Source organism: Amphibacillus indicireducens, from assembly GCF_039539605.1.
In the GTDB taxonomy this organism is placed as follows: Bacteria; Bacillota; Bacilli; order Bacillales; family Amphibacillaceae; genus Amphibacillus; species Amphibacillus indicireducens.
Genome location: NZ_BAABDL010000085.1, coordinates 1 through 25,962 on the forward strand (window position 1 = coordinate 1; position 25,962 = coordinate 25,962).

33 protein-coding genes are annotated in these 25,962 nt (G+C 37.0%); 26 read left to right on the plus strand and 7 right to left on the minus strand.

Annotated features, from left to right (window positions below):
• Nucleotides 1-180 precede the first annotated feature (180 nt).
• From ABD814_RS07795 to ABD814_RS07820, 6 genes are all read left to right on the plus strand, one after another.
• Entirely contained in the window at nucleotides 181-1,041 is an 861-nt protein-coding gene (locus ABD814_RS07795; protein ID WP_344911937.1) for a hypothetical protein, read from the plus strand.
• An 864-nt stretch (nucleotides 1,042-1,905) separates the two neighbouring features.
• Nucleotides 1,906-2,460, plus strand: coding sequence for a tyrosine-type recombinase/integrase (locus ABD814_RS07800; RefSeq protein WP_344911939.1), 555 nt, complete (start codon nucleotides 1,906-1,908; stop codon nucleotides 2,458-2,460).
• Between the two features lie 31 nt (nucleotides 2,461-2,491).
• The gene (locus ABD814_RS07805; protein ID WP_344911940.1) at nucleotides 2,492-3,262 is read left to right on the plus strand and encodes an alpha/beta hydrolase; all 771 of its coding nucleotides are present in this window, start codon (nucleotides 2,492-2,494) and stop codon (nucleotides 3,260-3,262) included.
• Between the two features lie 127 nt (nucleotides 3,263-3,389).
• On the plus strand, nucleotides 3,390-4,058 hold the full coding sequence (locus tag ABD814_RS07810) for a response regulator transcription factor (protein ID WP_344911942.1): 669 nt from the start codon (nucleotides 3,390-3,392) through the stop codon (nucleotides 4,056-4,058).
• A gap of 2 nt (nucleotides 4,059-4,060) precedes the next feature.
• On the plus strand, nucleotides 4,061-5,410 hold the full coding sequence (locus tag ABD814_RS07815) for a sensor histidine kinase (RefSeq protein WP_344911943.1): 1,350 nt from the start codon (nucleotides 4,061-4,063) through the stop codon (nucleotides 5,408-5,410).
• Nucleotides 5,411-5,501: 91 nt separating this feature from the next.
• Nucleotides 5,502-6,356, plus strand: a complete 855-nt coding sequence (locus ABD814_RS07820) for a PepSY domain-containing protein (protein ID WP_344911945.1) — start codon at nucleotides 5,502-5,504, stop codon at nucleotides 6,354-6,356.
• 117 nt (nucleotides 6,357-6,473) lie between these two features.
• Here ABD814_RS07820 and ABD814_RS07825 read toward each other — a convergent pair whose 3' ends face one another.
• Nucleotides 6,474-6,674: a cold-shock protein gene (locus ABD814_RS07825; RefSeq protein ID WP_344911946.1), complete on the minus strand. Its 201-nt coding sequence runs from the start codon at nucleotides 6,672-6,674 to the stop codon at nucleotides 6,474-6,476.
• 644 nt (nucleotides 6,675-7,318) lie between these two features.
• Here ABD814_RS07825 and ABD814_RS07830 point away from each other — a divergent pair.
• From ABD814_RS07830 to atpC, 10 genes are all read left to right on the plus strand, one after another.
• Nucleotides 7,319-7,558: an AtpZ/AtpI family protein gene (locus ABD814_RS07830; protein WP_344911947.1), complete on the plus strand. Its 240-nt coding sequence runs from the start codon at nucleotides 7,319-7,321 to the stop codon at nucleotides 7,556-7,558.
• 35 nt (nucleotides 7,559-7,593) lie between these two features.
• Nucleotides 7,594-7,965, plus strand: a complete 372-nt coding sequence (locus ABD814_RS07835) for an ATP synthase subunit I (protein ID WP_344911950.1) — start codon at nucleotides 7,594-7,596, stop codon at nucleotides 7,963-7,965.
• Between the two features lie 35 nt (nucleotides 7,966-8,000).
• Nucleotides 8,001-8,678: a F0F1 ATP synthase subunit A gene (gene atpB, locus ABD814_RS07840; protein ID WP_344911951.1), complete on the plus strand. Its 678-nt coding sequence runs from the start codon at nucleotides 8,001-8,003 to the stop codon at nucleotides 8,676-8,678.
• A 70-nt stretch (nucleotides 8,679-8,748) separates the two neighbouring features.
• Nucleotides 8,749-9,024 (plus strand): ATP synthase F0 subunit C, encoded by a 276-nt coding sequence (gene atpE / locus ABD814_RS07845; RefSeq protein ID WP_344911953.1) that lies wholly within the window; start codon nucleotides 8,749-8,751, stop codon nucleotides 9,022-9,024.
• A 60-nt stretch (nucleotides 9,025-9,084) separates the two neighbouring features.
• Nucleotides 9,085-9,630, plus strand: coding sequence for a F0F1 ATP synthase subunit B (locus ABD814_RS07850; protein WP_344912188.1), 546 nt, complete (start codon nucleotides 9,085-9,087; stop codon nucleotides 9,628-9,630).
• Nucleotides 9,618-10,157, plus strand: a complete 540-nt coding sequence (gene atpH, locus ABD814_RS07855; RefSeq protein WP_344911954.1) for an ATP synthase F1 subunit delta — start codon at nucleotides 9,618-9,620, stop codon at nucleotides 10,155-10,157. Before ABD814_RS07850 ends, atpH begins: the two co-directional genes overlap by 13 nt.
• Nucleotides 10,154-11,665, plus strand: coding sequence for a F0F1 ATP synthase subunit alpha (gene atpA / locus ABD814_RS07860; protein ID WP_344911955.1), 1,512 nt, complete (start codon nucleotides 10,154-10,156; stop codon nucleotides 11,663-11,665). The genes atpH and atpA overlap by 4 nt, the downstream gene beginning before the upstream one ends.
• 21 nt (nucleotides 11,666-11,686) lie before the next feature.
• A complete protein-coding gene (atpG, locus tag ABD814_RS07865) occupies nucleotides 11,687-12,535 on the plus strand; it encodes an ATP synthase F1 subunit gamma (RefSeq protein ID WP_344912190.1) in 849 nt (282 codons plus the stop codon).
• Between the two features lie 147 nt (nucleotides 12,536-12,682).
• Entirely contained in the window at nucleotides 12,683-14,080 is a 1,398-nt protein-coding gene (atpD, locus tag ABD814_RS07870; protein ID WP_344911957.1) for a F0F1 ATP synthase subunit beta, read from the plus strand.
• 1 nt (nucleotide 14,081) lies between these two features.
• Nucleotides 14,082-14,525, plus strand: a complete 444-nt coding sequence (gene atpC, locus ABD814_RS07875) for an ATP synthase F1 subunit epsilon (protein ID WP_344911958.1) — start codon at nucleotides 14,082-14,084, stop codon at nucleotides 14,523-14,525.
• 48 nt (nucleotides 14,526-14,573) lie between these two features.
• Here atpC and metA read toward each other — a convergent pair whose 3' ends face one another.
• The 4 genes from metA to ABD814_RS07895 form a co-directional block, all read right to left on the minus strand.
• A complete protein-coding gene (gene metA / locus ABD814_RS07880; protein WP_344911960.1) occupies nucleotides 14,574-15,479 on the minus strand; it encodes a homoserine O-acetyltransferase MetA in 906 nt (301 codons plus the stop codon).
• A gap of 113 nt (nucleotides 15,480-15,592) precedes the next feature.
• The gene (locus ABD814_RS07885) at nucleotides 15,593-15,736 is read right to left on the minus strand and encodes a YvrJ family protein (protein ID WP_344911962.1); all 144 of its coding nucleotides are present in this window, start codon (nucleotides 15,734-15,736) and stop codon (nucleotides 15,593-15,595) included.
• A gap of 74 nt (nucleotides 15,737-15,810) precedes the next feature.
• Complete coding sequence (locus tag ABD814_RS07890) at nucleotides 15,811-16,023, minus strand: DUF2922 domain-containing protein (RefSeq protein WP_344911964.1); 213 nt, start codon at nucleotides 16,021-16,023, stop codon at nucleotides 15,811-15,813.
• A gap of 40 nt (nucleotides 16,024-16,063) precedes the next feature.
• Nucleotides 16,064-16,288 carry a DUF1659 domain-containing protein gene (locus ABD814_RS07895; RefSeq protein ID WP_344911966.1) on the minus strand — a complete coding sequence of 75 codons (225 nt, stop codon included), beginning with the start codon at nucleotides 16,286-16,288 and terminating at the stop codon, nucleotides 16,064-16,066.
• A gap of 141 nt (nucleotides 16,289-16,429) precedes the next feature.
• Between ABD814_RS07895 and ABD814_RS07900 the strand changes: the two genes are divergently transcribed.
• The 5 genes from ABD814_RS07900 to ABD814_RS07920 all read left to right on the plus strand — a co-directional run bounded on the left by ABD814_RS07900 (nucleotide 16,430) and on the right by ABD814_RS07920 (nucleotide 20,165).
• Nucleotides 16,430-17,212, plus strand: coding sequence for a Cof-type HAD-IIB family hydrolase (locus ABD814_RS07900; RefSeq protein ID WP_344911968.1), 783 nt, complete (start codon nucleotides 16,430-16,432; stop codon nucleotides 17,210-17,212).
• A gap of 139 nt (nucleotides 17,213-17,351) precedes the next feature.
• Nucleotides 17,352-18,152, plus strand: coding sequence for a transporter substrate-binding domain-containing protein (locus ABD814_RS07905; RefSeq protein ID WP_344911970.1), 801 nt, complete (start codon nucleotides 17,352-17,354; stop codon nucleotides 18,150-18,152).
• Nucleotides 18,153-18,183: 31 nt separating this feature from the next.
• Nucleotides 18,184-18,843 carry an amino acid ABC transporter permease gene (locus ABD814_RS07910; RefSeq protein ID WP_344911972.1) on the plus strand — a complete coding sequence of 220 codons (660 nt, stop codon included), beginning with the start codon at nucleotides 18,184-18,186 and terminating at the stop codon, nucleotides 18,841-18,843.
• Nucleotides 18,836-19,558, plus strand: a complete 723-nt coding sequence (locus ABD814_RS07915) for an amino acid ABC transporter ATP-binding protein (protein ID WP_344911975.1) — start codon at nucleotides 18,836-18,838, stop codon at nucleotides 19,556-19,558. Before ABD814_RS07910 ends, ABD814_RS07915 begins: the two co-directional genes overlap by 8 nt.
• 160 nt (nucleotides 19,559-19,718) lie before the next feature.
• On the plus strand, nucleotides 19,719-20,165 hold the full coding sequence (locus ABD814_RS07920) for a YwnF family protein (RefSeq protein WP_344911977.1): 447 nt from the start codon (nucleotides 19,719-19,721) through the stop codon (nucleotides 20,163-20,165).
• A 95-nt stretch (nucleotides 20,166-20,260) separates the two neighbouring features.
• On the opposite strand, the gene sda is transcribed toward ABD814_RS07920, so the two are convergent.
• Nucleotides 20,261-20,383: a sporulation histidine kinase inhibitor Sda gene (gene sda / locus ABD814_RS07925; RefSeq protein ID WP_344911979.1), complete on the minus strand. Its 123-nt coding sequence runs from the start codon at nucleotides 20,381-20,383 to the stop codon at nucleotides 20,261-20,263.
• Between the two features lie 135 nt (nucleotides 20,384-20,518).
• Here sda and ABD814_RS07930 point away from each other — a divergent pair, with 135 nt between their 5' ends.
• Both ABD814_RS07930 and proC read left to right on the plus strand, forming a co-directional pair.
• The gene (locus ABD814_RS07930) at nucleotides 20,519-20,752 is read left to right on the plus strand and encodes a hypothetical protein (protein WP_344911981.1); all 234 of its coding nucleotides are present in this window, start codon (nucleotides 20,519-20,521) and stop codon (nucleotides 20,750-20,752) included.
• A gap of 113 nt (nucleotides 20,753-20,865) precedes the next feature.
• Nucleotides 20,866-21,678, plus strand: coding sequence for a pyrroline-5-carboxylate reductase (proC, locus tag ABD814_RS07935; protein WP_344911983.1), 813 nt, complete (start codon nucleotides 20,866-20,868; stop codon nucleotides 21,676-21,678).
• Nucleotides 21,679-21,713: 35 nt separating this feature from the next.
• Here proC and ABD814_RS07940 read toward each other — a convergent pair whose 3' ends face one another.
• Nucleotides 21,714-22,325 (minus strand): thioredoxin domain-containing protein, encoded by a 612-nt coding sequence (locus tag ABD814_RS07940; protein ID WP_344911985.1) that lies wholly within the window; start codon nucleotides 22,323-22,325, stop codon nucleotides 21,714-21,716.
• A 281-nt stretch (nucleotides 22,326-22,606) separates the two neighbouring features.
• On the opposite strand from ABD814_RS07940, the gene ABD814_RS07945 reads away from it, so the two are divergent.
• Genes ABD814_RS07945 through ABD814_RS07955 form a run of 3 tightly spaced genes read left to right on the plus strand, consistent with a single transcriptional unit; the run spans nucleotide 22,607 to nucleotide 25,955 of the window.
• Nucleotides 22,607-23,572 (plus strand): AAA family ATPase, encoded by a 966-nt coding sequence (locus tag ABD814_RS07945; RefSeq protein ID WP_344911987.1) that lies wholly within the window; start codon nucleotides 22,607-22,609, stop codon nucleotides 23,570-23,572.
• Nucleotides 23,569-24,669 (plus strand): DUF58 domain-containing protein, encoded by a 1,101-nt coding sequence (locus tag ABD814_RS07950; RefSeq protein WP_344911989.1) that lies wholly within the window; start codon nucleotides 23,569-23,571, stop codon nucleotides 24,667-24,669. The genes ABD814_RS07945 and ABD814_RS07950 overlap by 4 nt, the downstream gene beginning before the upstream one ends.
• On the plus strand, nucleotides 24,666-25,955 hold the full coding sequence (locus tag ABD814_RS07955) for a hypothetical protein (protein ID WP_344911991.1): 1,290 nt from the start codon (nucleotides 24,666-24,668) through the stop codon (nucleotides 25,953-25,955). Before ABD814_RS07950 ends, ABD814_RS07955 begins: the two co-directional genes overlap by 4 nt.
• Nucleotides 25,956-25,962 lie beyond the last annotated feature (7 nt).

The following is a 25,962-nucleotide window of genomic DNA, read 5'->3' on the forward strand; positions in this document are numbered from 1 at the left end:
AACTGGCATTCACTTTTGGCAATTTAATGGGCAAATCACCTATAAAAAATCAAGTTATGAATAATGCAGGTTATTATTTTAAAAAAATTTAATTTTTTGTAGAAAAAAGCATGATTTTGTCCAAAAAAAGACTGTAATATGCTATGGTTAACCTATCAAATTAATCTAATAGGTGATGATATGAATAAAAAGAACCTAATGATCGGATTAACGCTATTATTAATTTCATTAATCGGGATTATTGTTCCAACGATGATCAGCAATCAATCAGGCGCACAGCCTTCACGCAGTCAAGACGGTGAAGCGCTATTGTTGTCCAATCAACACATTAGATCAAGACGTGGCTATCGGTTTAAGTATGCTGACCAATTCAGCTTTAACACAGACGACATCGAAGTAGAACTCGATGAATTGGAAGATGAGGAAGAGTTAGATATACACGATAGTGAAGTTGGGCACAATCAAGAATATGGGAATTATTCAAATATTAATACAGAAGTAGATAATGGTTCTGATTTTTGGGGAAATGGAAAATCTGATTCAGGTAGTGGTGGAACAGACTCTGGTTCGGGTAGTGGTGGAACAGGCTCTGGTTCGGGTAGTGGTGGAACAGGCTCTGGTTCGGGTAGTGGTGGAACAGGCTCCGGTTCGGGCAGTGGTGGAACAGGCTCCGGTTCGGGCAGTGGTGGAACAGGCTCCGGTTCGGGCAGTGGTGGAACAGGCTCTGGTTCAGGCAGTGGTGGAACAGGCTCTGGTTCAGGAAGTGGCGGAACAGGTTCTGGTTCGGGCAGTGGTGGAACAGGCTCTGGTTCGGGCAGTGGCGGAACAGGCTCTGGTTCAGGCAGTGGTGGAACAGATTCTGGTTCAGGTACTGGTGGAACAGACTCTGGTTCAGGTAGTGGTGGAACAGACTCTGGTTTAGATAGTGGTGGAACAGGCTCTGGTTCAGAAAGTGATGGAGAGGGCTCTGATTCTGAAAATGATGAAGTAGACTCTAATTCGGAGAGTAATGGAAATGGAACAGATTATGGTTCGGATTAGTATTAAGAGGTGTAATAAGCTCTGAACAGCGTGCAAACAAAGCAAAGGAATGAGATTAATATAGAAGAAATGGTAGTATATTCTTTGAAGTTTTAGCATAATGAACTTCTTAATTTTGGTTAATGTTATTATAATTACAATTAATTTGAAGTCAGTAGCGTTGTATAAACAAGTTAAGATAAAATCAAATTATGTGACTGATATTGCTCTCTCAATACAACCGCTATGGGAAAAATTTGCTATCGCAGGAGTGCCTTGGACGCATAGGATGTGGGTCAGTTAGACTAAGTGGATCTTCGGCTTACGCTTTTCCCGTAGATGTCCTCATATTTGCTCTACTCTAATGTCTACTTGCCTACAGGATATGAAAGAGCTCTAAAACATCGCATGAAACAGACTATTTAGCAGATGAGAGATGTGTAGACTCCCACGGGAAAAGCAAGAGCTTGAGATCCACTTTGACAAGCGGGCTTTGCTTGGCAAAGTTAGCTCAAGCCTTGCCCGTAGGAAAGCGAAACATCTCTCAGCTGCGGGTGTGATTCGCTTACTTAGAGCTAGTTATCTTAACTCACATCGATAAGACCTGATATAGGAAAGAAAAGTTTATACAACTCTACTGTTTTGAAGTACTAATTAAAAAATTTGATCAAGTGATTGATATAGTCAATGATACTAGCAGGATGTGAACAGAAGACTTAATCTCATGGAAAGTAGGTACTTAGAGCAAAAATCAAAATTGTGTCTCGATTATAATTATTCTTAATTTATATTAGAAGTTATGAGGTACATTTAAGCAATAACCTTTTTGTTTAATGTTACATAATTGTATGTTACAATCACATTATGTAACATGGAGGTGTGGATATGTCAGTGACGGAACCAATTAAAGATGTGAAAAAAATTCGAGCAATGATTGAGGCAAGTAAAGAAACGCCAACACGAAACTATTGCTTCGTCTTATTAGCTTTACACACTGGGTTACGAATGAAGGACCTGTTACAACTAAAGAAGCAAGATGTTTTTGATAGTGATGAATCACGATCATTTTTAAATTTATCAATGTACCCAAATGCACCGATCTATCTGAATCCCCAACTGAAAGAATTAATTGAGCGGTACGTTTCAGATGAAAAATTAGCACATGACGATTATCTGTTTCAGTCAAAAGAAGCAAAAGAGCCAATTTCAAGACAACAAGCGAGTCGAATCATTAAGAAGATTGCCAAGCGACATGGAATTACCGGATCAGTTAATATGCATACATTACGGAAGACATATGCTTACCATGCCTACCGAAATGGGATCGCAATTTCATTGATCCAAAAACGGTTACATCAACGGACGATCATGACGACGAAACGCTATATAGGCTTAGATAATTTAAACACAACTGAGATCAAAGTTGATGTCCGATTTTAAACGATACTAAGAAGCAGTGGAGGGAAACGAAATGGCAAGAATGACATGTGAGTTTTTTTCAGAAGCACTAACGAAACAGACGACAATGATGGTTGTTTTACCTGATAAACCTCTTAAAAATGAAGATGGTACGATCAAACCATATCCAACACTATATTTATTGCATGGTTTTAGTGATGATCACTCAATGTGGACGAGACAGACGTCTGTTGAGCGCTATGCCAATGAACGTGGTCTAGCTGTTGTGATGCCAGATGTTGATCATAGTTTTTATACCGACATGCGTTATGGTAAAAAGTACTGGACGTTTTTAACCGAAGAAGTACCTAATAAAGCACGTTTTTTCTTCCCGCTTTCTGATCGCCGTGAAGATAACTTTGTTGCTGGTCTTTCAATGGGTGGTTATGGTGCCTTCAAATGGCTTTTAAATCAACCTGATCAATTCGCAGCAGGTGCTTCACTATCTGGTGTTTTAGATTTAGCGAATCATGAGCAAGTTGACCAAGGTGATAATCCGAAGAATCAATCAGTATTCAATGCATTTGGTGGAGAGAATTTAGTAGGAACAAGTCATGATATTTTCCACTTGGCCAAACAGGTCGATCAATTAGCTGGTTTAAAACCGAAACTTTATCATGCGTGTGGGACTGAAGATTTTCTCTTTGACCATAATGTACGATTTAAAGAACTGACGGACACATTATCATTAGATATCGAAACGATTTTTGATCCAGGTGAGCACGAATGGGGTTACTGGGATCATCATATTAAGCAAGTGATTAACTGGCTACCAATTCAATAAAATTTAACCAACAGTCTAAAATATAAAAGGCTGTTGGTTTTTTTAATTCATGCACTTAATTAATTGAATGACACACTCTTATGCTAAACTGTAGTTAGGATGATATTATAGAAATTAGGTGAAGTAATTGAATATACTTATAGTTGAGGATGAAAAGAAGTTAGCGCGGGTTTTACAGTTAGAGTTGGAATATGAGGGTTATCAAGTGACAACTGTTTATGATGGTCGTGAAGCATTAGATTTGATTAATCAAGAAGATTATGACTTGATTTTATTGGACGTGATGTTGCCCGGATTGAGTGGGATGGAGATTTTGCGTCGGATGAGAAAAGACGAGCAAGTTACACCAGTTATTTTATTAACGGCTAGAGATGCGACTTACGATAAAGTAAGCGGCCTCGACTTAGGGGCAAATGATTACATGACGAAACCGTTTGAAATTGAAGAATTATTAGCTCGAATTCGTGCCCAACTAAGAAATAATCAAAAGCAAACACAACAACAAAATCACCAGATTAGTGTGAAAGAACTTATCATTGATGAGGCTCAATATCAAACGACGTGGCAAGGTCAGTTAGTTGAATTAACAAAGCGTGAATTTGATTTACTCGTTTACCTAGCCAAGAACGCCAATCAAGTTTTATCACGAGATCAGTTATTAAGCCAAGTTTGGGGCTTCGACTATGCAGGTGAAACAAATGTTGTTGATGTTTATGTTCGCTACTTACGGCAAAAAATTGACTACAACTTAATCGAAACAGTACGAGGGATCGGTTATATTATAAGGACTGATTAATGGTGACACTGAGACAAAAAATATCTTTAATTGTAACTGGGATTATGATCAGTTTTTTAATCTTAATCTTTGGCTTAATTTATATTTCATTTCAATCGGTTACGATTAATCAAGAAATGGAGCGAATTGAAAGTCAAGCTGCCGTTATAAGGGAAGCGTTAGCGAGTGATGCTGCGCAAGAAGTGGATCCGAGCCAGTTGTTACGCGCGTATTTACCAACAGATGGCATGATTCGCGTTATTAATGATCAACAAGTGGCGATTCAGACCGTTACAAGAGATACAGAACTAACAGCTGTTGATCCTGTATTTAACTCAGGTCAGCAAATTGAGCAAATAAATGACCCTGTGCTTGGTCGAATTGCCCGGTTATCGTTTCCGTTAATTTGGACAGATGGTCAAGTTGTTTCATTAGAAGTGATTGAACGAATTGATCAAGTTGACGAGATGATGGATATTTTATCATACGTACTTATCATTGCACTTGTTATCATGATCATTCCAATTTGGCTTGCAGGAAAAGGAATTAGCCAAATTATTTTCAAGCCAATTAAACGCTTGACAGATGTGATGAAGTCAAATCAGACAGATGGTGAATGGCAGTTAATTGAGCTGAATTCGAAATCTAATGATGAAATTGCCCAGCTAGGCGCGACTTACAATGAGATGAATGAACGGATTAGGGAGAATTTTTTCAAACAAAAGCAGTTCGTTTCAAATGCATCACATGAATTGAAAACGCCGATAGCCATTATTAAAAGCTATGCGCAGTTGATTCAACGTCAGGGGAAAGTGAACCCAGAAGTGATTGAAGAGTCTGTTGAAGCGATTGATTTCGAAACAGATCGGATGACGCAGTTGATTCAACAGATGTTGATGTTAGCGACATTAGATCGTGGTGATGGTTTGACATATCAAACGGTTGATTTAGTTAAATTATCACGTGATTCGATTCGTTCAATTTCAGCTGCTTTTAATCGAAGTATTCAGTTTGATACGAATACGGAGCAGATTGAGGTGAGTGTTGATCCGGAAAAAATCAATCAAGTGCTTTATATTCTTTTAGACAATGCTCAGAAGTATAGTGATGATTTAATTCAGTTGTCACTTGAGCAAGTGAGTGATCATGTGTTGATATCTGTGATTGATTGTGGTGAGGGAATAAGTGAACAAGATCAGCTGAAAATTTTTGATCGATTTTATCGAGTTGATCAGGGAAGAAGTAGAGAAACAGGTGGTACAGGGTTAGGACTTTCGATTGCAAAAGAGATTATTTCAGCCCATGGAGGGACGTTAACTCTGACTAGTGAACAAGGTAAAGGAACAACTTTTTCAATTATGATCCCGAATTAATGATTTTCTCATCAAATTCTCATTTAATTTAAAGTTGTTTTTCATATACCTTCGATAAACTAAAGGTAATCAAATAAGGAGGTCGTTCATTATGAAAAAAGCAACAATTAAAGCAATCGCAAGTATAGTAGGAGGATTAATCGTTTTCGGTGTCGCATTTTTAATTTTCCAATCATCACCGAGCACAAGTGAAGCAACAATGACAAGACAAGAGGCTGAGAAAATTGCCCAAGATCAATTCCAAGGTGAAGTCGTCTCAGTCGAATTTGATGATGGCCGCTATGAAATTGAAATTGAAACAGAGGATGCGCAGTATGAGTTAAAAATAGATGCTGAAACAGGTAAGATCGTTAAGTTAGAGGAAAACAAAAATCGTAAACAAGTTGCGCAGAAGTCTGATACAGAAACAACAAAAGTTGATGAAGCTGATGCACAAACTCAGGTAGAAGAAGTTAAGCAAGAAAAGAAAGAAGAGCCAAAAGAACAGTCGAATCAGACAACAACAACAACAAAACCGAGTAAAAATGTGATCATCTCCTCAGATGATGCAAGTAAAATTGCCCATGATCAGGTTCCAAATGCTACAATTATCAAGATCGAATTAGATTCTGATGATGGTCAGCGCTATTATGAGATTGAAATGCATACAGATGATCAAGAGGTAGAGATTGAAATTGATGCATATACTGGTAAAGTTATTATGATTGAATATGAGCGATTAGAAGGTAGTCGTAAGGGGAACAGTGAGATTATTTCAATGGATGAAGCAAAACAAATCGCTCTAGCAAAAGAGCCAGGTGCGAAAATTATCGAAGCAAAACTTGATCGTGATGATGGTAAATATTATTACGAAATTGAGATGGAAACGTCTAAGTATGAAATCGAAGTTGACATTGATGCTCAAACAGGTAAGATCATTGACCTAGACTATGATGACCGTGACTAATTATAAAATCAAAAAACATGTATTCGTAATTGCGGGTACATGTTTTTTGATCTGAAAAGTAATTTAGACAAAAAAGGAGAACGAGTCATCTCGTTCTCCCTTTAGTTATTAGTTTAATTATTCTTTAGTAACGTTAGCTGCTTGTGGACCACGGTTGCCTTCTTCGATGTCGAAAGTTACGCTTTGTCCTTCTTCAAGTGTTTTAAAGCCGTCGCCTTGAATTGCTGAGAAGTGTACGAATACATCATCTTGTCCTTCAACTTCGATAAAGCCAAAACCTTTGTCTGCGTTAAACCATTTTACTGTTCCTTGTGCCATATTACTTATCCTCCTAGTGTGGTATATCCACACACATGTATTACTATTCTTGCTCAAGCATCAAAACGAAAACTTTCACGATGTTAGTTACTTGAAGTGTTTTGTCGAACAAAATAGCTAAATTCATTATAGCAAGCATATGAAGCAATTGCAAGCCTTTATCGCCTAAAACTAAATTAATCAAATTAAAATTCACCAAATTATAAATACATCAAGCTAGAAACCAATTGTACCAAGCGATTGCATGCCATCGCTAACATCATTGAATGATCAAAAAAATTCTGAAAAATCAATAAAAATTTGATTGAACCTGTTTTTAAACGGCATTTTCAATAATTAAAATGTTCGAGTGAAGAGCAAAATCCGTCTGATCAAAGTGAAAATCATGGCTTTAACTTCAATATAATCGTTCGTATTTTTATACTCGAATACTTTTTTAGAAAAAGACTATACCACTTACACTTATATATACAAAAGTGACCTGTTTAAAAATGGGTTTAATTGAAGGGTTCAGAACCATTGCTGGATGGCTTATTCCTTGACACTCTCTAAATCATTATGATACGATTTTCTAAGGCGGAACATGGTACCCAAATGGCATTTTAGTTAGGGTACCATGTTTTTAAAGCGAGGAGGTCATGATAATGACTGAACATGAAAATGGTGACAACAAGTCCCGTCAAAATAATGACATGATCCGAACATTAGCATACTTCTCGCAAATCGGCGTAACCATGGGAGCAACGGTATTAATCGGTGTTTTAATAGGGAAATACTTAGACGATCTATTTGGTACGTCACCGTGGCTGTTATTGATTTTCTCACTTTTAGGTGCAGGAGCAGCACTTAAATCTTTATTTAATGTGCCAAAGAATAAATCATAACAACCAGTGCATGATTATTAAGGAAGCGAGGTATTATGAAACTGTCTGATTTAGCAAAAAGAATGATTATTACAATTTTAATCATAGCAACCGTTAGTACGTTAGGTTCAGTAATTTATCACCGCTCACTAGATTTCCTTCCATTTTTAATCGGAGCCACCTTAGGCTCAGCCGTAAGTATTTCAAAAGTAATTCTCCTGGAACACGCCGTCAACAAAGCACTGAAAATGGAGCGAAAAACTGCAGGAAATTATGTCACAATCCAGCACGTATTAAGACTTTTACTTTCAGGTGTTGCATTTCTAATTGGTGCACTCGTCCCACAAGTGAGTTTATGGGGAGTCGTCGCAGGTATTTTAGCATTCCAGGTAGCTGTTTACAGCGTTCGCTCAACAACTAAAAATTAAGCAAATCGATTATCATGATAGGTGGTGATTAGTCATTGGGTTTAGAAATCGATAATCTATGGAGTATTGAAATTGCAGGACAAGAATTTTGGATCACAGAAACGATTGTCAACACGTGGTTCATCATGCTGCTCCTAATTGTAGTCGCAATTATCACACGAATTAAACTGCGCAAATTTAAACGCGTCCCAACAGGTTTTCAAAATGCAATTGAAGCGGTAGTTGAAATTTTTGATAATTTTGTTAAAAACACTTTAGGTGAAAAACTCTCCTACGTTGCTCCGTGGTTTTTCATGGTGTTTATGTTCTTACTGTGGTCGGCGTTACTCAGTGTCTTTGGGCTTAGAGCACCGACAGCAGACTGGGCAACAACATTTGCCTTTGCTTTTGTTAGTTTAATACTAATGTTTTACATGGGCTTCAAGCATCAAAAAGGTGACTACTTAAAAACATTTTTTGAGCCCCACTTTGTTTTCTTTCCAATGAATTTAATTGGAGAACTAGCAAAACCCGTCTCATTAAGTTTCCGTTTGTTTGGAAACATGCTATCAGGGACAATTATTTTAACACTTTATTATGCATTGACTCCGGTGTTTATCCAAATTGGAATCCCGTCATTGCTCCACGCATTTTTCGACGTGATCATTGGTGCTTTGCAGACGTACATCTTTGTTATTTTAAGTCTTATGTATGTAAAAACAGCAGCAGATTAACGCCAAATTACATACAGCAAGACGAGAATAAATAAAAAAATAAACAAGTATTGAATTGGAGGAATTAAACATGCAAGACCCATTAGCATTTGTAATCGCAATCGCACATATCGCAGCAGCACTCGCACTATTAAATGGTGTGACAACAACATTTGGACAGGCAAAGATCGCCGCTCAGGCATTAGAATCTATTGCAAGACAACCAGAAGCAGAAGACTCAATCCGTACAACGATGTTTGTTGGTTTAGCTTTAGCAGAGACTTCTGGTATTTATGGTCTTCTAATTGCAATCATTATGCTGTTCGCTAACCCACTTGTTACGATTTTAATTAACCACTTAGGTTAAAAAAACGTTTAACGCATGTGAGGGAAACAGAGCGAAAGGAGGCTATTTTAATTGCATAGTATGGTATCACTTTTGGCACAAACGGCTCCTGAAGGCCGCGTTTTCGGTTTAGACTTACAAACGTTTTTCTCAGGTAGTCTTCAATTACTGAATGGGATTATTTTAGCAATAGCACTAAGCTGGCTACTCTATAAACCCGTAAAAGAATTTTTACGAAAACGGGCGGATCGGATTCAAGATGAAATTGATCAAGCAGAAGCAACGATGACCAAAGGCAATGAACTGATCGCAGAGTATGATAAAAAAATTGAAGAAATTGATCAAGAGCGGATTGAAATTCTTGAAGCTGCTCGCCTTACTGCTGAAGATGAAGCTAAAGTTATTTTAGCTGAGGCACAAAAAGAGGCTCAAGAGATTAAAAAACGTTCATTGGAGAGTGTTTCTAAGGAACAAACACGGTTTCAAGAAGAATCACGTCTCTATATCATTGAACTAGCGTCAATAATGGCCGAAAAATATCTCACTCAAAACATAGATGATGAATCTCAAAATAAACTGTTTGAGGAAACATTAGCTAAGTTGGAGGAGACGCAATGGCTAAACTAAATGAACGTTATGCAAATGCCCTTTTAGAGTTATCAGATGAGACCGGTAACTTAGAAGCGGATTTAAACCAAACGATTTTAGTTCGGGATTTGTTTAAAGCTGAGGATCGACAAGCTTTTTTAACACATCCTAACATTGCCAATTCGGCTAAGTACGAACTATTCGAAAGTGCTTTTTCAGGTAAAATTTCAAAGCATTTAATGGGGTTCTTGTTTTTAATGGTTCAAAAGAATCGTGAATCTCTGATTGTACCCGCATTAACCGAGTTTATTAATCGGGCTAATCGACGCTTAGGAAAAACTGAGGCAAGAGTTGTCTCTGCCAAACCACTTAATCAAAATCAAATCGAATCAATTCGTACATTATTAACAAAACAAACGAATATGGACGTTGAGATTAAACATGAAAATGACCCTGATGTTATTGGTGGATTTTACATTTTAATTGATGGAAAAATATTCGATGGTACGGTCAGAACAAAATTAAATGTTATGAAAGATAGATTGAAGAGAGGAGGTTATCAATGATCATTAATCCTGATGAAATTAGTAAGGTGATTAAAAAACAGATTGAATCCTACTCAGAAGAATTGGATTTCTCTGAAGCTGGTACAGTCATTCAAGTTGGTGATGGAATTGCTCGAGTACACGGTTTGAACAGTGCAATGAGTGGTGAACTACTTGAATTTGCCAATGGGACTCAAGGAATGGCACTAAACTTAGATGAAGATAGTATTGGTGTTGTTATTATGGGTTCTGATGCAGGGATTAAAGAAGGTGATCCTGTTAAATTAACAGGACGAATGACTGAAGTACCTGTCGGAGACGGGATGTTAGGTCGTGTAGTTAACGCTTTAGGAGAGCCGATTGATGAAAAAGGCCCAATCGCAGCTGATGGCTACCGATTGATTGAAAGTCCTGCACCAAGTGTAATCGATCGCCGTGAAGTAAATCAGCCATTACAAACTGGTATTAAGGCAATTGATGCATTAGTACCAATTGGAAAAGGTCAGAGGGAATTAATTATTGGTGACCGTGAGACAGGTAAGACTGCAATAGGAATTGATACAATTATTAATCAAAAAGATAAAGACGTTCATTGCGTGTATGTCGCGATTGGACAAAAGGCCTCGACGATGGCTCGAATCATTAAAACCTTAAATGAGACAGGTGCGATGGAATATACAACAGTAGTCGTGGCGACAGCAAGCGATTCTGCATCATTACAATATGTTGCGCCATATTCAGGTTGTGCAATTGCTGAAGAATGGATGCATAAAGGCAAAGATGTACTTGTTGTTTATGATGACTTGTCTAAACACGCTGTAGCTTATCGTGCAATTAGTTTACTTTTACGTCGTCCACCAGGTCGTGAAGCTTATCCAGGAGACGTCTTCTATTTACACTCAAGATTACTTGAGCGTGCGGCAAGCATGAGTGAAGAAAATGGTGGCGGTACTTTAACTGCTTTACCAATTGTCGAAACTCAAGAAGGTGATATCTCTGCCTACATTCCGACGAATATTATTTCAATTACAGATGGACAGATTTTCTTAGAATCAGATCTATTCAATGATGGTATTCGTCCGGCGATTAACCCTGGATTCTCGGTATCGCGTGTAGGAGGATCAGCACAAATTCCTGTTATGAAGAAGATTGCTGGACCATTAAGAATCGAATTTGCACAATATAAAGAACTAGCTGCTTTCTCACAATTTGGCTCTGACTTAAATCAAGATACGTTAGACCGATTAAATCAAGGAGAACGAATTACCGAAGTACTCAAACAACCACAATACAAACCAATGGCTGTTGAAGACCAAGTGTTAATTCTCTATGCTTTAAGCAACAAACATCTAAGCGATATTGAAGTTGAGCGAATACTGAGATTCCAAAAAGACTTTATCGGTTATGTAAACAATAATGCTGCTCATATTAAAGCAGAAATTGGTGAGACAGGTGAAATTTCTGACGATCTTGCTAAAGATATTGATAAAGCGATAGCGGAAACGAAGAAACAGTATAACTACAACTAAGGAGGTAGTCATGTGACTTCGATGAGAGATATTAAGCAAAGAATCGAAAACGTCCGTTCTACTGAGCAAATCATTAGAGCGATGGACATGGTCGCCTCCACGAAGTTGCAAAAAGCGAGAAGGCAGTTGGAAGGTGTCCGGCCCATGTACCACGAATTAAAGCGTGTAGTTGAAGAAATCGGTAACAAAGAAGAAGTTGAAGATCATCCGTTTTACTTTGAACGTAAAGTGAAAAACTCGTTATATATTGTATTGACAAGTGATCGTGGACTTTCTGGTAGCTATAATGTAAATGTTTTGGCACATGCTTTGAAACATATGAATGAAGGAAAGAATGAAAAAATTCTTGTCGTGGGCTCAAAAGGAAATGAATATTTTAAAAAGAGAAATAAAAATATTATCCGTAAAATCACAAATATAGCTGATGCACGGGTATATTATGGAACCGAAAACCTAGCAGAATGGGTATCGGAACTCTATTTGTCTGGTGAAGTGGAAGAAGTATATATTGCATACACGCGCTTTGAAAACGTCCTAAGTTATACACCACAGGTTGAGCGATTACTTCCAGTCGCTACCGGTGTAGAACTTGAAGGATTTGGAAATAGTGATGAAAAGAAATATGAGCCGAATCTGGCAACATTTATTGATCATGTGATGCCGTTATATTTGCACATGAGCCTTTTCAGAGCATTTTCTGAGGCACATACAAGCGAACAAGCAGCTCGAATGGTTAATATGGATGCTGCTGGTAAAAATGCATCAGATCTCATCAAAGACTTAACTAGTATGTATAACCGTAAACGCCAGGCAGCTATCACACAAGAACTAAGTGAAATCGTCGGTAGCGCAAATTTTTTAAGTAAATAAGTGAGTAAATTTCATAATTAAGTTTAAAACACAAAATGTTTTGTCGGAGGCAGCACCGTGATTTGCTTTCTTCAAATAGTATTTAGTTAGTTTAATTACTATTCATTTCAGTTTTTTATGAAATTGGCTCGAGTAAAGGTGGAATACATGATAGTTAATAAAGGAAAGATAATTCAGATAATCGGAGCAGTTATTGATATTCACTTCGAAGACGAGTTACCTGCACTGTATAATGCAATCGAAGTCAAACATAACGATGAAACAATCGTCTTAGAAGTTATGCAACACCTAGGTGATGACACGGTTAGATGTATATCTATGCACCCAACAGACGGACTGACAAGAGGCATGGAAGCAACAGATACAGGCTCTCCAATCACCGTCCCGGTTGGTGAAGAAGTTTTAGGACGCATGGTGAATGTTTTGGGTGATCCAATTGATAATCAACCAGACATTGAAGCAAAACAGCAGTGGGCGATTCACCGCGATCCGCCAAGTCTTGCTGACCAAGTAGCCGAGCCAGCAATGCTTGAAACCGGAATTAAAGCAATTGATTTACTCTGTCCATTCTCGAAAGGTGGTAAAATTGGTCTTTTCGGTGGTGCAGGTGTAGGTAAGACTGTTTTAATTATGGAACTGATCAACAGTATCGCACAAGAACATGGTGGCTATTCAATGTTTGTTGGTGTTGGTGAACGTACACGTGAAGGTAATGACCTTTATTATGATATGAAAAACTCTGGTGTTATTGACAAAACAGGTCTGATTTTCGGTCAGATGAACGAACCCCCAGGAGTTAGAATGAGAGTTGGTCTAACTGGACTAACAATGGCAGAATATTTCAGAGATGTACAGAAACAAGATGTATTACTGTTTATTGATAATATTTTCCGCTTTGTTCAGGCCGGTTCTGAAGTATCTGCACTCTTAGGGCGAACGCCTAGTGCTGTAGGTTATCAGCCGACACTTGCAACAGAGATAGGTTCATTACAAGAACGGATTACATCGACAAAATCTGGCTCGATCACATCTGTTCAAGCTGTTTATGTACCTGCTGATGACTATACGGATCCATCAACGGCAACAACTTTTGCCCACTTAGACTCAGTTACAGTTCTGTCGCGCGCAATTGTTGAACAAGGGATTTATCCTGCAATTGACCCGCTAAACTCTTCTTCACGAATTTTAGAGGCGAGCATTGTTGGAAATGAACATTACCAAGTTTCTCGTGCTGTTCAAAGTATTTTACAACGTTATAAAGACCTTCAAGATATCGTTGCGATTCTTGGGATGGATGAGTTGTCTGAAGAAGACAAGTTAACTGTTAACCGAGCAAGAAAAGTTCAGCAATTCTTGTCGCAACCATTCCATGTGGCGGAGAAATTTACTTCTATTCCTGGTCGTTATGTACCTGTTGAAGAAACAATTCGAGGCTTTAGAGAAATCATTGAAGGTGTTCATGATGATATTCCAGAAGGATTCTTCCATAATGTTGGAACGATCGATGAAGTAGTCGAAAAATATCAGAAATCACAAGGTGGTTAATATGTCTGAACAACAGACTGAGTTAGTCCAAGGTGAAAAAATCAATCTTAATATAACGACACCACGTGGGGAAAAATTCGTCGAGGAAGCCGACATGCTGATCATGCGTTGTATCGACGGTGATCTCGGTGTCCTTGCTCGTCATGAACCAGTTTCGGCTGTTTTAGGTGAAGGGATTTTAAGAATATTTAATGATAACGTTGAGAAAAAGATTGCCGTCTTTAATGGTATTGTTGAAATCGATGGAACAAATGTAAACATCTTTAGCACGATCGCTCAACGTCCAGACGAAATTGATTTAGAGCGTGCTGAACAAGATCGACGAGAGGCAGAAGCTGCACTTGAGGCTTCAGAAGAAGTACAAATGCGGAGCTTACAAGTTGTGTTACGTCGTTCGTTAGTACGGATCGAAGTGAGTCTCCATCTAGATGATGAGGATGAATAATATCGTGTCATAAAAAAGGGAAGCAAATGTTTAAAATTTGCTTCCCTTTTACCATGTGAAAGGCGTTTCTTGATAAACAAAATAATTGAGCCAATTAGAAAAGATCAAATAAGCTTCAGAACGCCAATGATTGACCGGTTGCTTTTTTTGATCATTATCAGGAAAATAATTACTCGGTGCGTGAATGTCAAGACCTTTAGCTAAGTCCCGTTGATATTCTCGTAAAAGAGTATCGGCATCATATTCAATGTGTCCGGTAATCATCACATTCTTTTCATCATTTGAAACGATTAATAATGGTCCAACTTGATCAGATGAATCTAAAATTGTTAATTGATCATGTTTTTCAACTGCTACATAATCAGAGTCGGTGTGACGAGAATGAGGTATTTTAAATTCATCATTGATCCCACGAACGAGTTTATTTGTTGGACGAACAAGTTTGTGGGAATAAATACCGCTTATTTTTTCTTTCCGCATCGTTTTCGTAATTCCATAATGGTAATAAAGCGCAGCTTGGGCACCCCAGCAAATATTTAGCGTGGAGGTGACATGTTCTTTTGTCCATTCCATTATTTCGACAAGCTCATCCCAATAATCAACTTCTTCAAAATCAAAATGTTCGACTGGAGCTCCAGTAATAATCATCCCATCATAGCGTTGATCTTTTATTTCAGAAAATGTTTGATAAAATTTTTCTAGATGAGATTTTCTGACGTTTTTTGATTGATATGTTTCCGTATGAATAAAGTCAACCGATACTTGTAATGGTGAATTACTTAATAAACGCAACAATTGTGTTTCTGTTCGTTCTTTATCAGGCATTAAATTTAAAATTAAAATCTTCAATGGACGAATATCTTGAGTTGTCGCTCGATTTTTTTCCATTAAAAAAATATTCTCTTTTTCTAGAATTGCTCGTGCTGGTAGTTGTTTAGGCACGTTAATTGGCATTGATATCCCCCCTTTACAAGCGTCACTCAAAAGTTATTACCGTCAATTATAGCTTGATTTCTAATTTTCATCAATAGAAAAGATTGAGTTTTCAAAAAAGTCAAAGGACTCTTTTAGCTTCGATTCATTTTTTCAGGAAGAATGGTGATTGCTTCAATTAATGTGTTTAGTTTTGTTTCAATCCGATGCAACAAATAAAACGTGACAGCAATTGGAAAGCCAACTTCAGCAATTAAAGATAACCATTGTTCATGCATTATAATCCCCTTTCTAATTTAAAAACTTGTCCTGAAGGTGACTAACTCATGCTTTCAGGACAAGTCAATTTTAATTACCAAACGATATCATCAACATGGCGCTCAACAATACGGGCGCTATGCTTGGCTACTAGATCGCCTCCGCTTGAAGTAAAGGCATTCAGATCGATGATTTGTTCCATGACCTGACGAACGGCTTCAGGATTTACTGGTTCTACCGGATCATCAAGTGAAAGCGTAACAACGCGTCCTTCATCATTAGTAAACTTTAGTTCTAATGTCTTCAAAATTATCACCTCCTATAAAGAAAATAAAGTAATTGATGGTTTAGATTTCAGATAATAGCGCGACATCATTACGACGAACTTCGTATAATGGATGTTGCTGTAATTCAGCTAAAGCTGTCGCTATTTCTAATAATTGTTCTGGAGTTGAACTCGTTTTAACGTTATTAAATGACTTCGTTTTCGTAATGACAGCTCCAGTGTTCTCATCAATTCCTTGCTCAAAATACAACTGCAATCTTGATTGAATCATTGTTGCTTGTGCCACATCAATCACCTCCTCTCACCTAAATAATCGAGGGTTAATGATAAAATAGGCTTGTTTTTTAAAAGTTGTTAACTCAGTAATAATAAATTAATTGTGCTATACTAAAAGCCGACTAAAAAAAGAAGGGTATGGGATTAATCTATGAGTAACCAGGCATTGATTTTTTTTGATATTGACGGGACGTTGTTAGACCACGATAAGAAGCTACCGCAATCAACAAAAAAAGCAATTGCACAATTGCAGGCAAAGGGGCATATTACCGCTATTGCGACAGGTAGGGGACCATTTATGTATCTTCCACTTAGAGAAGAATTACAAATCGATTCATTTGTTAGTTTTAATGGTTCTTATGTTGTTATTAATGGTGAGGTTATTTTTACAAATCCATTGAACGGGGAGCGACTATCAGAACTAACGACTGAGGGGTTAGCTAAAGATCAGCCCGCAGTGTTCATGACCGAAAAAGCGATGCATTCGAACATTGATAGACACTCAGCGATTGACGACAGTTTAGCTACATTAAAACTGGATGTTACGCCAAGCTTTGATCCTGAATTTAATCAAGCGCAAGAGTTTTATCAAACACTTTTCTTTATTGAAAAAGAGGACGAGCAATATTATCGAGAGAAATATCCTGAGTTTGAATTTGTTCGTTGGCATCCGTTATCAGTTGATGTAATCCCAAAAGGCGGTTCTAAAGCGAAAGGGATTGAAGCAGCAGTAAAGGCTTTAAATATTGATCCTGATCATGTCTATGCATTTGGTGATGGTTTAAATGATGTTGAAATGCTACGAACAGTTAAAAATAGTGTCGCAATGGGGAATGCTGTACCTGAAGCGAAAGAAGTAGCCAAATATGTCACTAAAGATGTTGATCAAGATGGAATTTTACACGGATTAAAGATGGTTGGTCTATTATCATAGCCGCAATTAGACGGAGCGTACAAATTGTTCACAAAAAAATTAATAATTATTCACTTACCCCCTTTTCAAACTTATAAAAATCTGATAAAATGCATATTAATGAATAAATATACATTTAAATCTGAAGGGGAGCAAAAAAATGAAGAAGAATTATTTATTAATTATGGCATTAATGATGATGTTTGTCCTTGTTTTAGCAGGGTGTGGTACAAGTAATGATGAAGGATCAGTAAACGATGATGCAAGTGGGAATGAAGCCAAAGCGAATGAGGATTCTGGCACGTTAGTTATGGGTACATCAGCTGATTATCCGCCATTTGAATCACGTAATCCACAAGGTGATATTGTCGGATTTGATATTGAGCTTGCGAACTACATTGCCGATGAATTAGGGATGGAGTTAGAAATCCGAGATATGAACTTTGATGGTTTGATTGGTGCTTTACAAGCTGAACGAATTGACATGGTGATCTCAGGTATGTCAGCAGATGAAGATCGTCGTAAAAACGTTGATTTCTCGATTGAGTACCATAGTTCTGGTGAGATGTTTGTTAGTCTAAAAGATGCTGCATTTACATCTCTTGATGACCTTAATGGAAAAACGATTGGTGTTCAGTTAGGTTCAATTCAACAAGAAGGTGCTGCCAACCTACAAGCAGACTATGATTTTGAAGTAAAGACACTTGATGATGCGCAAGGTTTAATCCAAGAACTTTTAAGTAACCGATTGGATGCTGTTTATTTAGATAAAGAAGTTGCTCTTGGTTTTATTGCAGCTCAAGATTTAGCTGGTTTTGATGACCCGTCTGGAACGACACCAGGTATGGCTGTTGCTTTTCCAAAAGGAAGTGAGCTTGTTGAACAGGTTGACGCAATTATTGAACAAGCAATTGAATCAGGTAAATTAGCTGAATGGGAAGCAGAGTGGCTATCTGAATAAATAAATTTGATCAGGAAATGAGGTGTAGGGCATGAATTTGGACTTTAGCCAAATCGTGCCTTATATTCCTTTTATGATAGAAGGAATATGGGTAACATTACAGTTTGTCATCGTTTCAATTTTAGTTGGATTTATCTTAGGTACTGTATTTGCTTTATTTAAAATCGGGAAAATTAAACCATTAAAATGGGTTGCCGATGCATATACGTCCATTTTTCGAGGGACACCGTTAATCTTGCAATTAATGATTATTTATTTTGGTTTACCCCAGTTATTTGGTTATGATATTTCACCGTTTTTATCAGCGGTATTAGCATTTGGTCTAAACTCTGCCGCTTATGTGTCTGAAATTATTAGGGCTGGGATTGAAGCGGTTGATATTGGGCAAACGGAAGCTTCTATGGCATTAGGCGTTTCATATCGGAAACGAATGATCGATATCATTTTACCGCAAGCACTAAAGAATATTCTTCCAGCATTAATGAATGAATTCATTACTTTGACAAAGGAATCGGCAATTGTATCAACAATTGGCTATTTAGATTTGATGAGAAGAGCCCAAGTTGTAGGAGCTGACTTATTTCGTAATTTTGAAGCCTATCTATTTGTCGGATTGCTCTATTACTTAATGGTTATGACGCTAACGATAATAGGGAAGCGGTTGGAATGGAGGTTAAAACGAAGTGATTAAAATTGAATATTTAGCGAAAAGCTTTGATAAAAATGAAGTTTTACAAAATATAAATCTTGACATAAAAAAAGGTGAGGTTATTTCGATTATTGGCCCATCTGGTTCAGGGAAATCAACATTACTGCGTTGTGTTAATTTACTTGAGCAGCCGACTGAAGGGAAAATTTTTGTTAATGGTGATGAATTAACTGCACCAAAAGCAAATATAACAAAGGCGAGAGAGAAAATTGGCATGGTGTTTCAGCACTTTCATCTTTTCCCGCATTTGACTGTTTTAGAAAATATTACTTATGCACCGATTAAAGTTAAGCAATTATCAAAGCAAGAAGCGCAAGCAAAAGGACGGGAGCTATTAAAGCGGGTTGGATTGGAAGAGAAAGAGAATGACTATCCAAATCGTTTATCTGGTGGACAAAAGCAACGGGTTGCGATAGCAAGGGCGTTAGCAATGGAGCCAGAACTGATGTTATTTGATGAACCAACATCAGCGCTTGATCCAGAAATGGTGAAAGAAGTCCTTGATGTTATGAAAGACTTAGCTCATTCAGGGATGACGATGCTTGTCGTTACACATGAAATGGGCTTTGCTAAAGAGGTAGCTGATCGGGTAATCTTTTTAGATGAGGGAAAGTTAATTGAAACAGGTGATCCTAAAAAATTCTTTGAACGACCAGAGACAGCACGTGCTCAAGATTTCTTAGCAAAAATTTTATAAGGTAAAAAGAATACGTTTCAGTTTAATGGAATAAACTGGAATGTATTTTTTTGTGCTAAGATTACTTTAGCGTATTGATTGACCGGCAAATCAGTAAATTATATAATGATAGTAACGTATAAATGAGTATGACTTTAAGCAAGAAATGAGAGGTGTAAAAATGAATTCTGCTCAATTTGAACGATTACCTCACTTTATTAAGAAAGAAATGGATTCTATTTCTGAGAAAATTCGTCCAATCATGAAGAAAGTATCAACTTACTATATATTTGGGTTTCCATTAATGTTGATTGGTATGCTCAACATCTTATTTTTAATCTTTGATCATAACATTACAGTTGATAACTATATTGTCCCTGTGGTTTATGCATTCTTTGCTGCCTTGGGTTTAGCAATGTTTAATGAGTCACGTTTGTTAAAAAAGGAGATTCATGAAGTAGGAAAAGATTATATTATTGAACGAATTAATCAAAGCGAAATTATGGAAGACGATGAAAAAAATCGTTATATTGCAAGTGTAAGAAATCAAGTGAAAATGGATTTACAACCATTTTTTAAATTCTTGACTGAAGAAAATAAAAGAACTCAAGGTCATTTTTATAAGTAAATAATGTGAAAACAGCCTGAACCAGATTTGCTTGATTTGGTTCAGGCTGTTTGTTTGGGGGTATTTAATCAATTGATAGTAAAACCATCGTCGTTTCAAAGTAAGATCTTTCTTGCGCTTATTTCTGCAAACAATAACGAGATAAAGTCACAATCTAATTCAAGCTCAAGTGCTGCATAATACGCTTCAATTAATAGTTCGTTTGATAGTGAGTTCACGATATCGCCTACTTTCATAAGTTTTGTTTACTTGATGAATCGTTACGAAAGAAAAAGATAGTTGTGAAAATATGTGTAATCCTTTATGATTATTGATAGAACTTTTAATTATGTTGCGATTTTGAGGTGGAAGCTATGGATCTAAAGGAATTAATTGAAGCTGCGATACAATCGCCTGAAACAAATTTACTTGGTATTTTTATTTATTTAACATTACTCATGTTCTTTACGGTATTATTTTTGACGCTTATTTTGTATTTAATCCCTAATCCGTTATCTAGACGATGGAAAAATGCGATCATTGGATCAATTACGTTTACTGTTTTAATTGTTTGGCTTTATCATTTTGTGATCAAGCAATTTATTTAGTATTTGTTAAATATTCTTCCCTCTTTAATGAAAAATAAACCTATTATTTACTGGGGTATATTGATGATTATCAGAAACAGAGGGAAAGAATTTTCTTTTGGGGGTTAGTTGTGATGAAAATTGGTTTTATAGGAACAGGAAATATGGCTACTGCAATTATAAAAGGGATCGTTGCTAATGGGTTTGTATCCGCTGAGCAGATTTATTTGATGGATATTGATCATGAAAAATTAGTTTCATTGTCTGAAGAGGTTGGTGCAAATTTCGTCAATTCGAATCGATCACTCATCGAGGCTGTTGATTTCGTTGTTTTAGCAATTAAGCCAAATGTGATTGAACATGTTTTGCAAGAAACAAAAGATGTAATCTTAACTAAGAAACCTGTGCTTATTTCAATTGCTGCTGGGACACCAACAGATAAACTTTATCGTTACTTAGATACAGATGTAGAGATTCCAATTGTACGGGTGATGCCTAATGTGAATGTTCTGGTAGGCAAAGGTGCTGCAGCAATTTGTGGCCATGATTTTGTCAATCAAGAGCAGCTTGATTTCGTTGTGAAGATGTTTGAAGCGGTTGGTAAGGCATGGATTTTAGCTGAAGAGGATTTTTCGAATTTCACTGCACTCGCGGGGAGTTCGCCAGCTTACGCTTATTTATTTATTGATAGCATTGCACGTGCAGGTGTAAAACACGGTTTGCCAAAACAAGTGGCAACGGAAATGGCTGCACAGGCTGTCCTTGGTAGTGCTGAGATGATTTTAAAAACTGGTGAGAATCCGTGGACATTAATTGATCAAGTTTGTTCACCTGGAGGGACAACTGTAGCTGGTTTATTGGCATTAGAAGAAGAAGCATTTATCTCAACCGTTGTTAAAGGGATTGATACGACGATTGCTAGGGATAAGGAACTGAATGATAAATAAAAAAATCGACGCCTAAACGTCGATTTTTTTGTATGTTATTTTAGTAATTTGTCAATTTGGTTCAGATCATATAGGTCTTCGACTTTGATTCCATTAATATAAAGAGTTGGTACAACATCAACTTCTAATGCACGTGTATATGTGCGTGAAACTTGAATTGAGTCTAAATCAGGTTCAGCTAAGAGTAATTCATGATCGAGTTGATAAATTTCAATTAAATCATTGATATATTGTTCTGATCCCCAATTCGGCTCCGATTCTGCATCAACAATAATTTGATAGAAAATATGATCATAGTCAGCTTGTGCATATTTTTTTAAGTTTTGATCCAAATTAGCAAACTGTAACGAAGAATCATTGACATAGACCATTGCTTGAGTCCGGAATTTTAATTCATCCTGATCAATATAATCAGATTTAATGATTGGAAAAATGTCATTGATCCAAACTGAACACCAGTGGCATGCATAATCAAATAAGAACAACATTTCGTTATCTGCATTTTCGTTACCTTGATAAATTAATGTTTGATTTTCAACTGGTTCCATATTTTTTTTGGTAGACTTAGTTGCATTTAGAAATGCAATTAAGACGATAGCTCCAATAATAACCCCGACTACAATAAATGTGAAACGATGTTTTTTCATAAGAAATGATCCTTTCAATAATGATAGATTTCAAATCTATCATAACATGTTGTTCCAATTTTATCGATAGAAAAGTTTAATCTTATCTACTATCATAGTCTATATGTCGTTTGATTAAACATTTACCTTGAAAAAAATTAAGTTTTTCCTTTAATTTATCTCCCTTGCATAATGAAAGCGTTACCTTTATCATAGATATTAAGTAAAAATAATTATGAAAATATTAGTGATTCTATTACAAATTAGTAGAAATTCTTTTGAATTGCTTAGAGGGGGATATTATGCAACTAACTGAAATTAAACCAATGATGGATCAAGTTAAACGACAAATAAACAAAGTGATTGTTGGAAAGGAGCAGGTGATTGATCAGCTCCTTGTTTCATTATTAGCATCACGTCATGTTTTATTAGAAGATGTACCGGGGACTGGTAAGACGCTATTAGCAAAGACGTTGGCTACAGCGATTGATTGTGATTTTAATCGAATTCAGTTCACACCAGATCTGTTACCAAGTGATGTGATCGGGGTAACGATTTTTCATCAGCATAAAGGAGAATTTGAATTTCAAAAAGGACCCATTTTTACGAATATTTTATTGGCTGATGAAATTAACCGTGCAACGCCAAGAACACAGTCTAGTTTATTAGAGGGAATGGAAGAAAAACAGGTCACAGTTGATGGAAAAACTTATCAATTGGATGAGCCATTTCTAGTGATTGCGACACAGAACCCGATTGAAAGTCAAGGAACATTCCCATTGCCTGAAGCACAACTTGACCGATTTTTTATTAAAGTCAACCTCGGCTATCCTGATAAGAACGAGGGGATTGAAATACTAAAGCGTTTTCGTCAAGAACAACCACTGACATCGTTAGCGTCAGTTATTAGTCGCGATGATTTGATTAAGGCACAGCAAGTTTTCACAGATGTTGAAGTGGATGATGCGATCTTTCAGTATATTATTGAGATTGCGGATGTGACGCGACATCACGAAGATATTGTGATTGGTCTAAGTCCGCGTGGTACGCAGGCTTTGCTTCGGGCTGCTCAGGCATTAGCGGTGATTAGAGGGCGAACTTTCGTGACGCCAGATGATGTGAAAATGATTGCTCCGGCTGTGATAGAGCACCGGTTAGTTTATTCACCAATGATTGGGCGATCAGAAGATGGGGTAACGTCGATTGTCGATCAAATCTTACAAAGGGTCGAGGTTCCGACAGAGAATTTTAAGGGGAATCGAGGATGAATATTGCTTGGTTAATTGTTTTATTGATTATATTTGTTTTTGGTCAAAGTTATTTGTATGCAAAACGTGGTTTCGATAAGATTTCTTATCGACGCCAATTTGACAAAAGATCGGTCTTTGTTGGTCAAGAGGTCGTTTTAGTTGATGAGGTTATCAATAAGAAGTTGTTACCACTTCCATGGGTAAGGCTAGAATCAAAAATGGATGATTCAATTAAAACAACTGGTGAGTCTGAGTTTGATTCGAGTGATCGTGATGTTCATCGGACGTTATTAAGCTTGTTGCCATATCAAAAATTAACACGCCGCCATCATCTTGTTTGTACAAGGCGAGGTGTGTTTGAGTTAGATACAATTGCCTTGACGTTAGGTGATGTTTTTGGCTTTTCTGAGGAGTTTCGTTCGTTTGAGACGGATGCAAAAGTTATCGTTTATCCACAGATTCTTAGTAAAGAAGAGTTAACGATGCCATCACAAATTTTTATCGGTGAACAAACGGTTAAGCGCTGGATTATTGATGATCCTTTTATAACAATTGGCACGAGAGATTATTTACCTGGAGATAATATTAAACAAATTAACTGGAAGGCATCGGCGAGAACAAAAAATGTTCAAGTTAAGGTGAATGATCATACGGCAGATCGTGAGGTTGTTATTTTAGTTAATGCTGATCAATCTGAAGATATTTGGTTGCCAATCAGTGATGAAGCCTTATTTGAGCAGACTTTAAGTTATGCGGCGACTGTAGCACATTATTTAGAAAGTAATGGGGAAGAATATAGCTTTGCAACGAATGCGGTTGACAAAAGAGAACAGCATCAAACAAAACGTTCATTTGTAAAAGTTGAAGCAAGTTCTGGAACGGCTCATTTTTATCATTTACTTAATCAGCTAGCTTATTTGGTTCCAGAGCGAAGTCAGCATATTAAGTATTTGATTGATTCATATATGACAACAGAAACGAAACGGGCAGACATTTTGTTAATTACGCCGGTAATGACGAATGAGTTATTAGAAAAAATCGACCAGTTAAAAGCTGCTGGTCACTCTGTTGTGGTTGATCATATTATAGTCGATCAACAGGAGGCGGTATCGTGAAGCATGTTTACCGATCAATCAAATTTAGCTTATTAGAGTGGTTAGCGATTTTTCCAGCTTTATTGTGGATCAATACATTACTGCTTGACAGTTTTTTTACCGAGTTGAATTGGTTTTACTTTCCGTTGGTTTATCTGTTAGCATCGATCGGTGGTTGGATGATCAAAAAGAACAGTTTAAAGCTGATCGCTAGTGCCCTTATAGCTGGTTTAATTGTTGTGTTACTACCTTTAGATTCAGTCTGGCATCAACTGTTGATCTTCATGTTAATGTCTGCTGCAAGCTTAAGAGGTTTTCAATACAGTCAAGATCATCTCGAGCAAGTTTTTCCAATCGGTTTAATGTGGACAGCAAGTTTGCCGAGTTATTTTTTGAGTTATATTTTATATCGTGGTCCATCTTCTGTAGATGAACGGCAATTATTAACGATCTTTGCATTAGTTCTGTTGTTTTTTTTATTGTTTTTAACAAATCAAGAGCATTTAAGTAAGGCAAGCTTAGTGAATCGCAATGTGAAGCAGATGAATAAAAAAATGAGAATCCAAAACTCACTATATGTTTTCTTATTTTTTATCCTCGTTCTGTTAATTACACGGTTTAACTTTATCGCAGCTGGAATTGTCTATTTAATTCGGAAGTTTTTCCAACTGTTGGGTATGGGGAGTCAAGAATCAGAACTAAGTCATCAAGTTGAAGTAGATATGGATGTTTTTGATTTAGGACCGACAAAAGAACCGGCGCTTTGGCTTCAAATCCTCGATCAAATGATCAAAGTAGTTGGGCTCGTAATTGCTGGGTTAGCGCTACTATTTATTCTTTATCAATTGTTAAAGCGGATTCCTTTCTTTGCGAAAAAAATCAAAGCTCTGACAGAGAAAATCATTCAAATCTTACTTCAAATCCGTAAAGGGCGATCATTTGAACAATCAGAAGGTTATGTTGATGAAACAGAGTCCGTGTTTGACTTAACGAAAAGTGTCGATCAGTTTGTTGATAAAATGAGAGGGCGCTTCAAGAGAAAACCTAACTGGAGGACTTTAACAGATAAACAGAAGGCACGGTGGATTTTTCATGAAGTAATTGAACGTGGTGTTGATCAAGGGTATCAATTTTATCGATATGAAACAGCTCAGGAATCACTCAATCGATTAGAAGCGGAATTGATTCAAGATCGAGCACTTACTGCATCACTAGCATCTATTTATGATCAGGCTCGTTATTCAAGTTTAGCGCCAAGCCAAATCGATCAATTAAAAATGGAGCTTGAGCGTAAAGGTTGGATCTGATCAATTG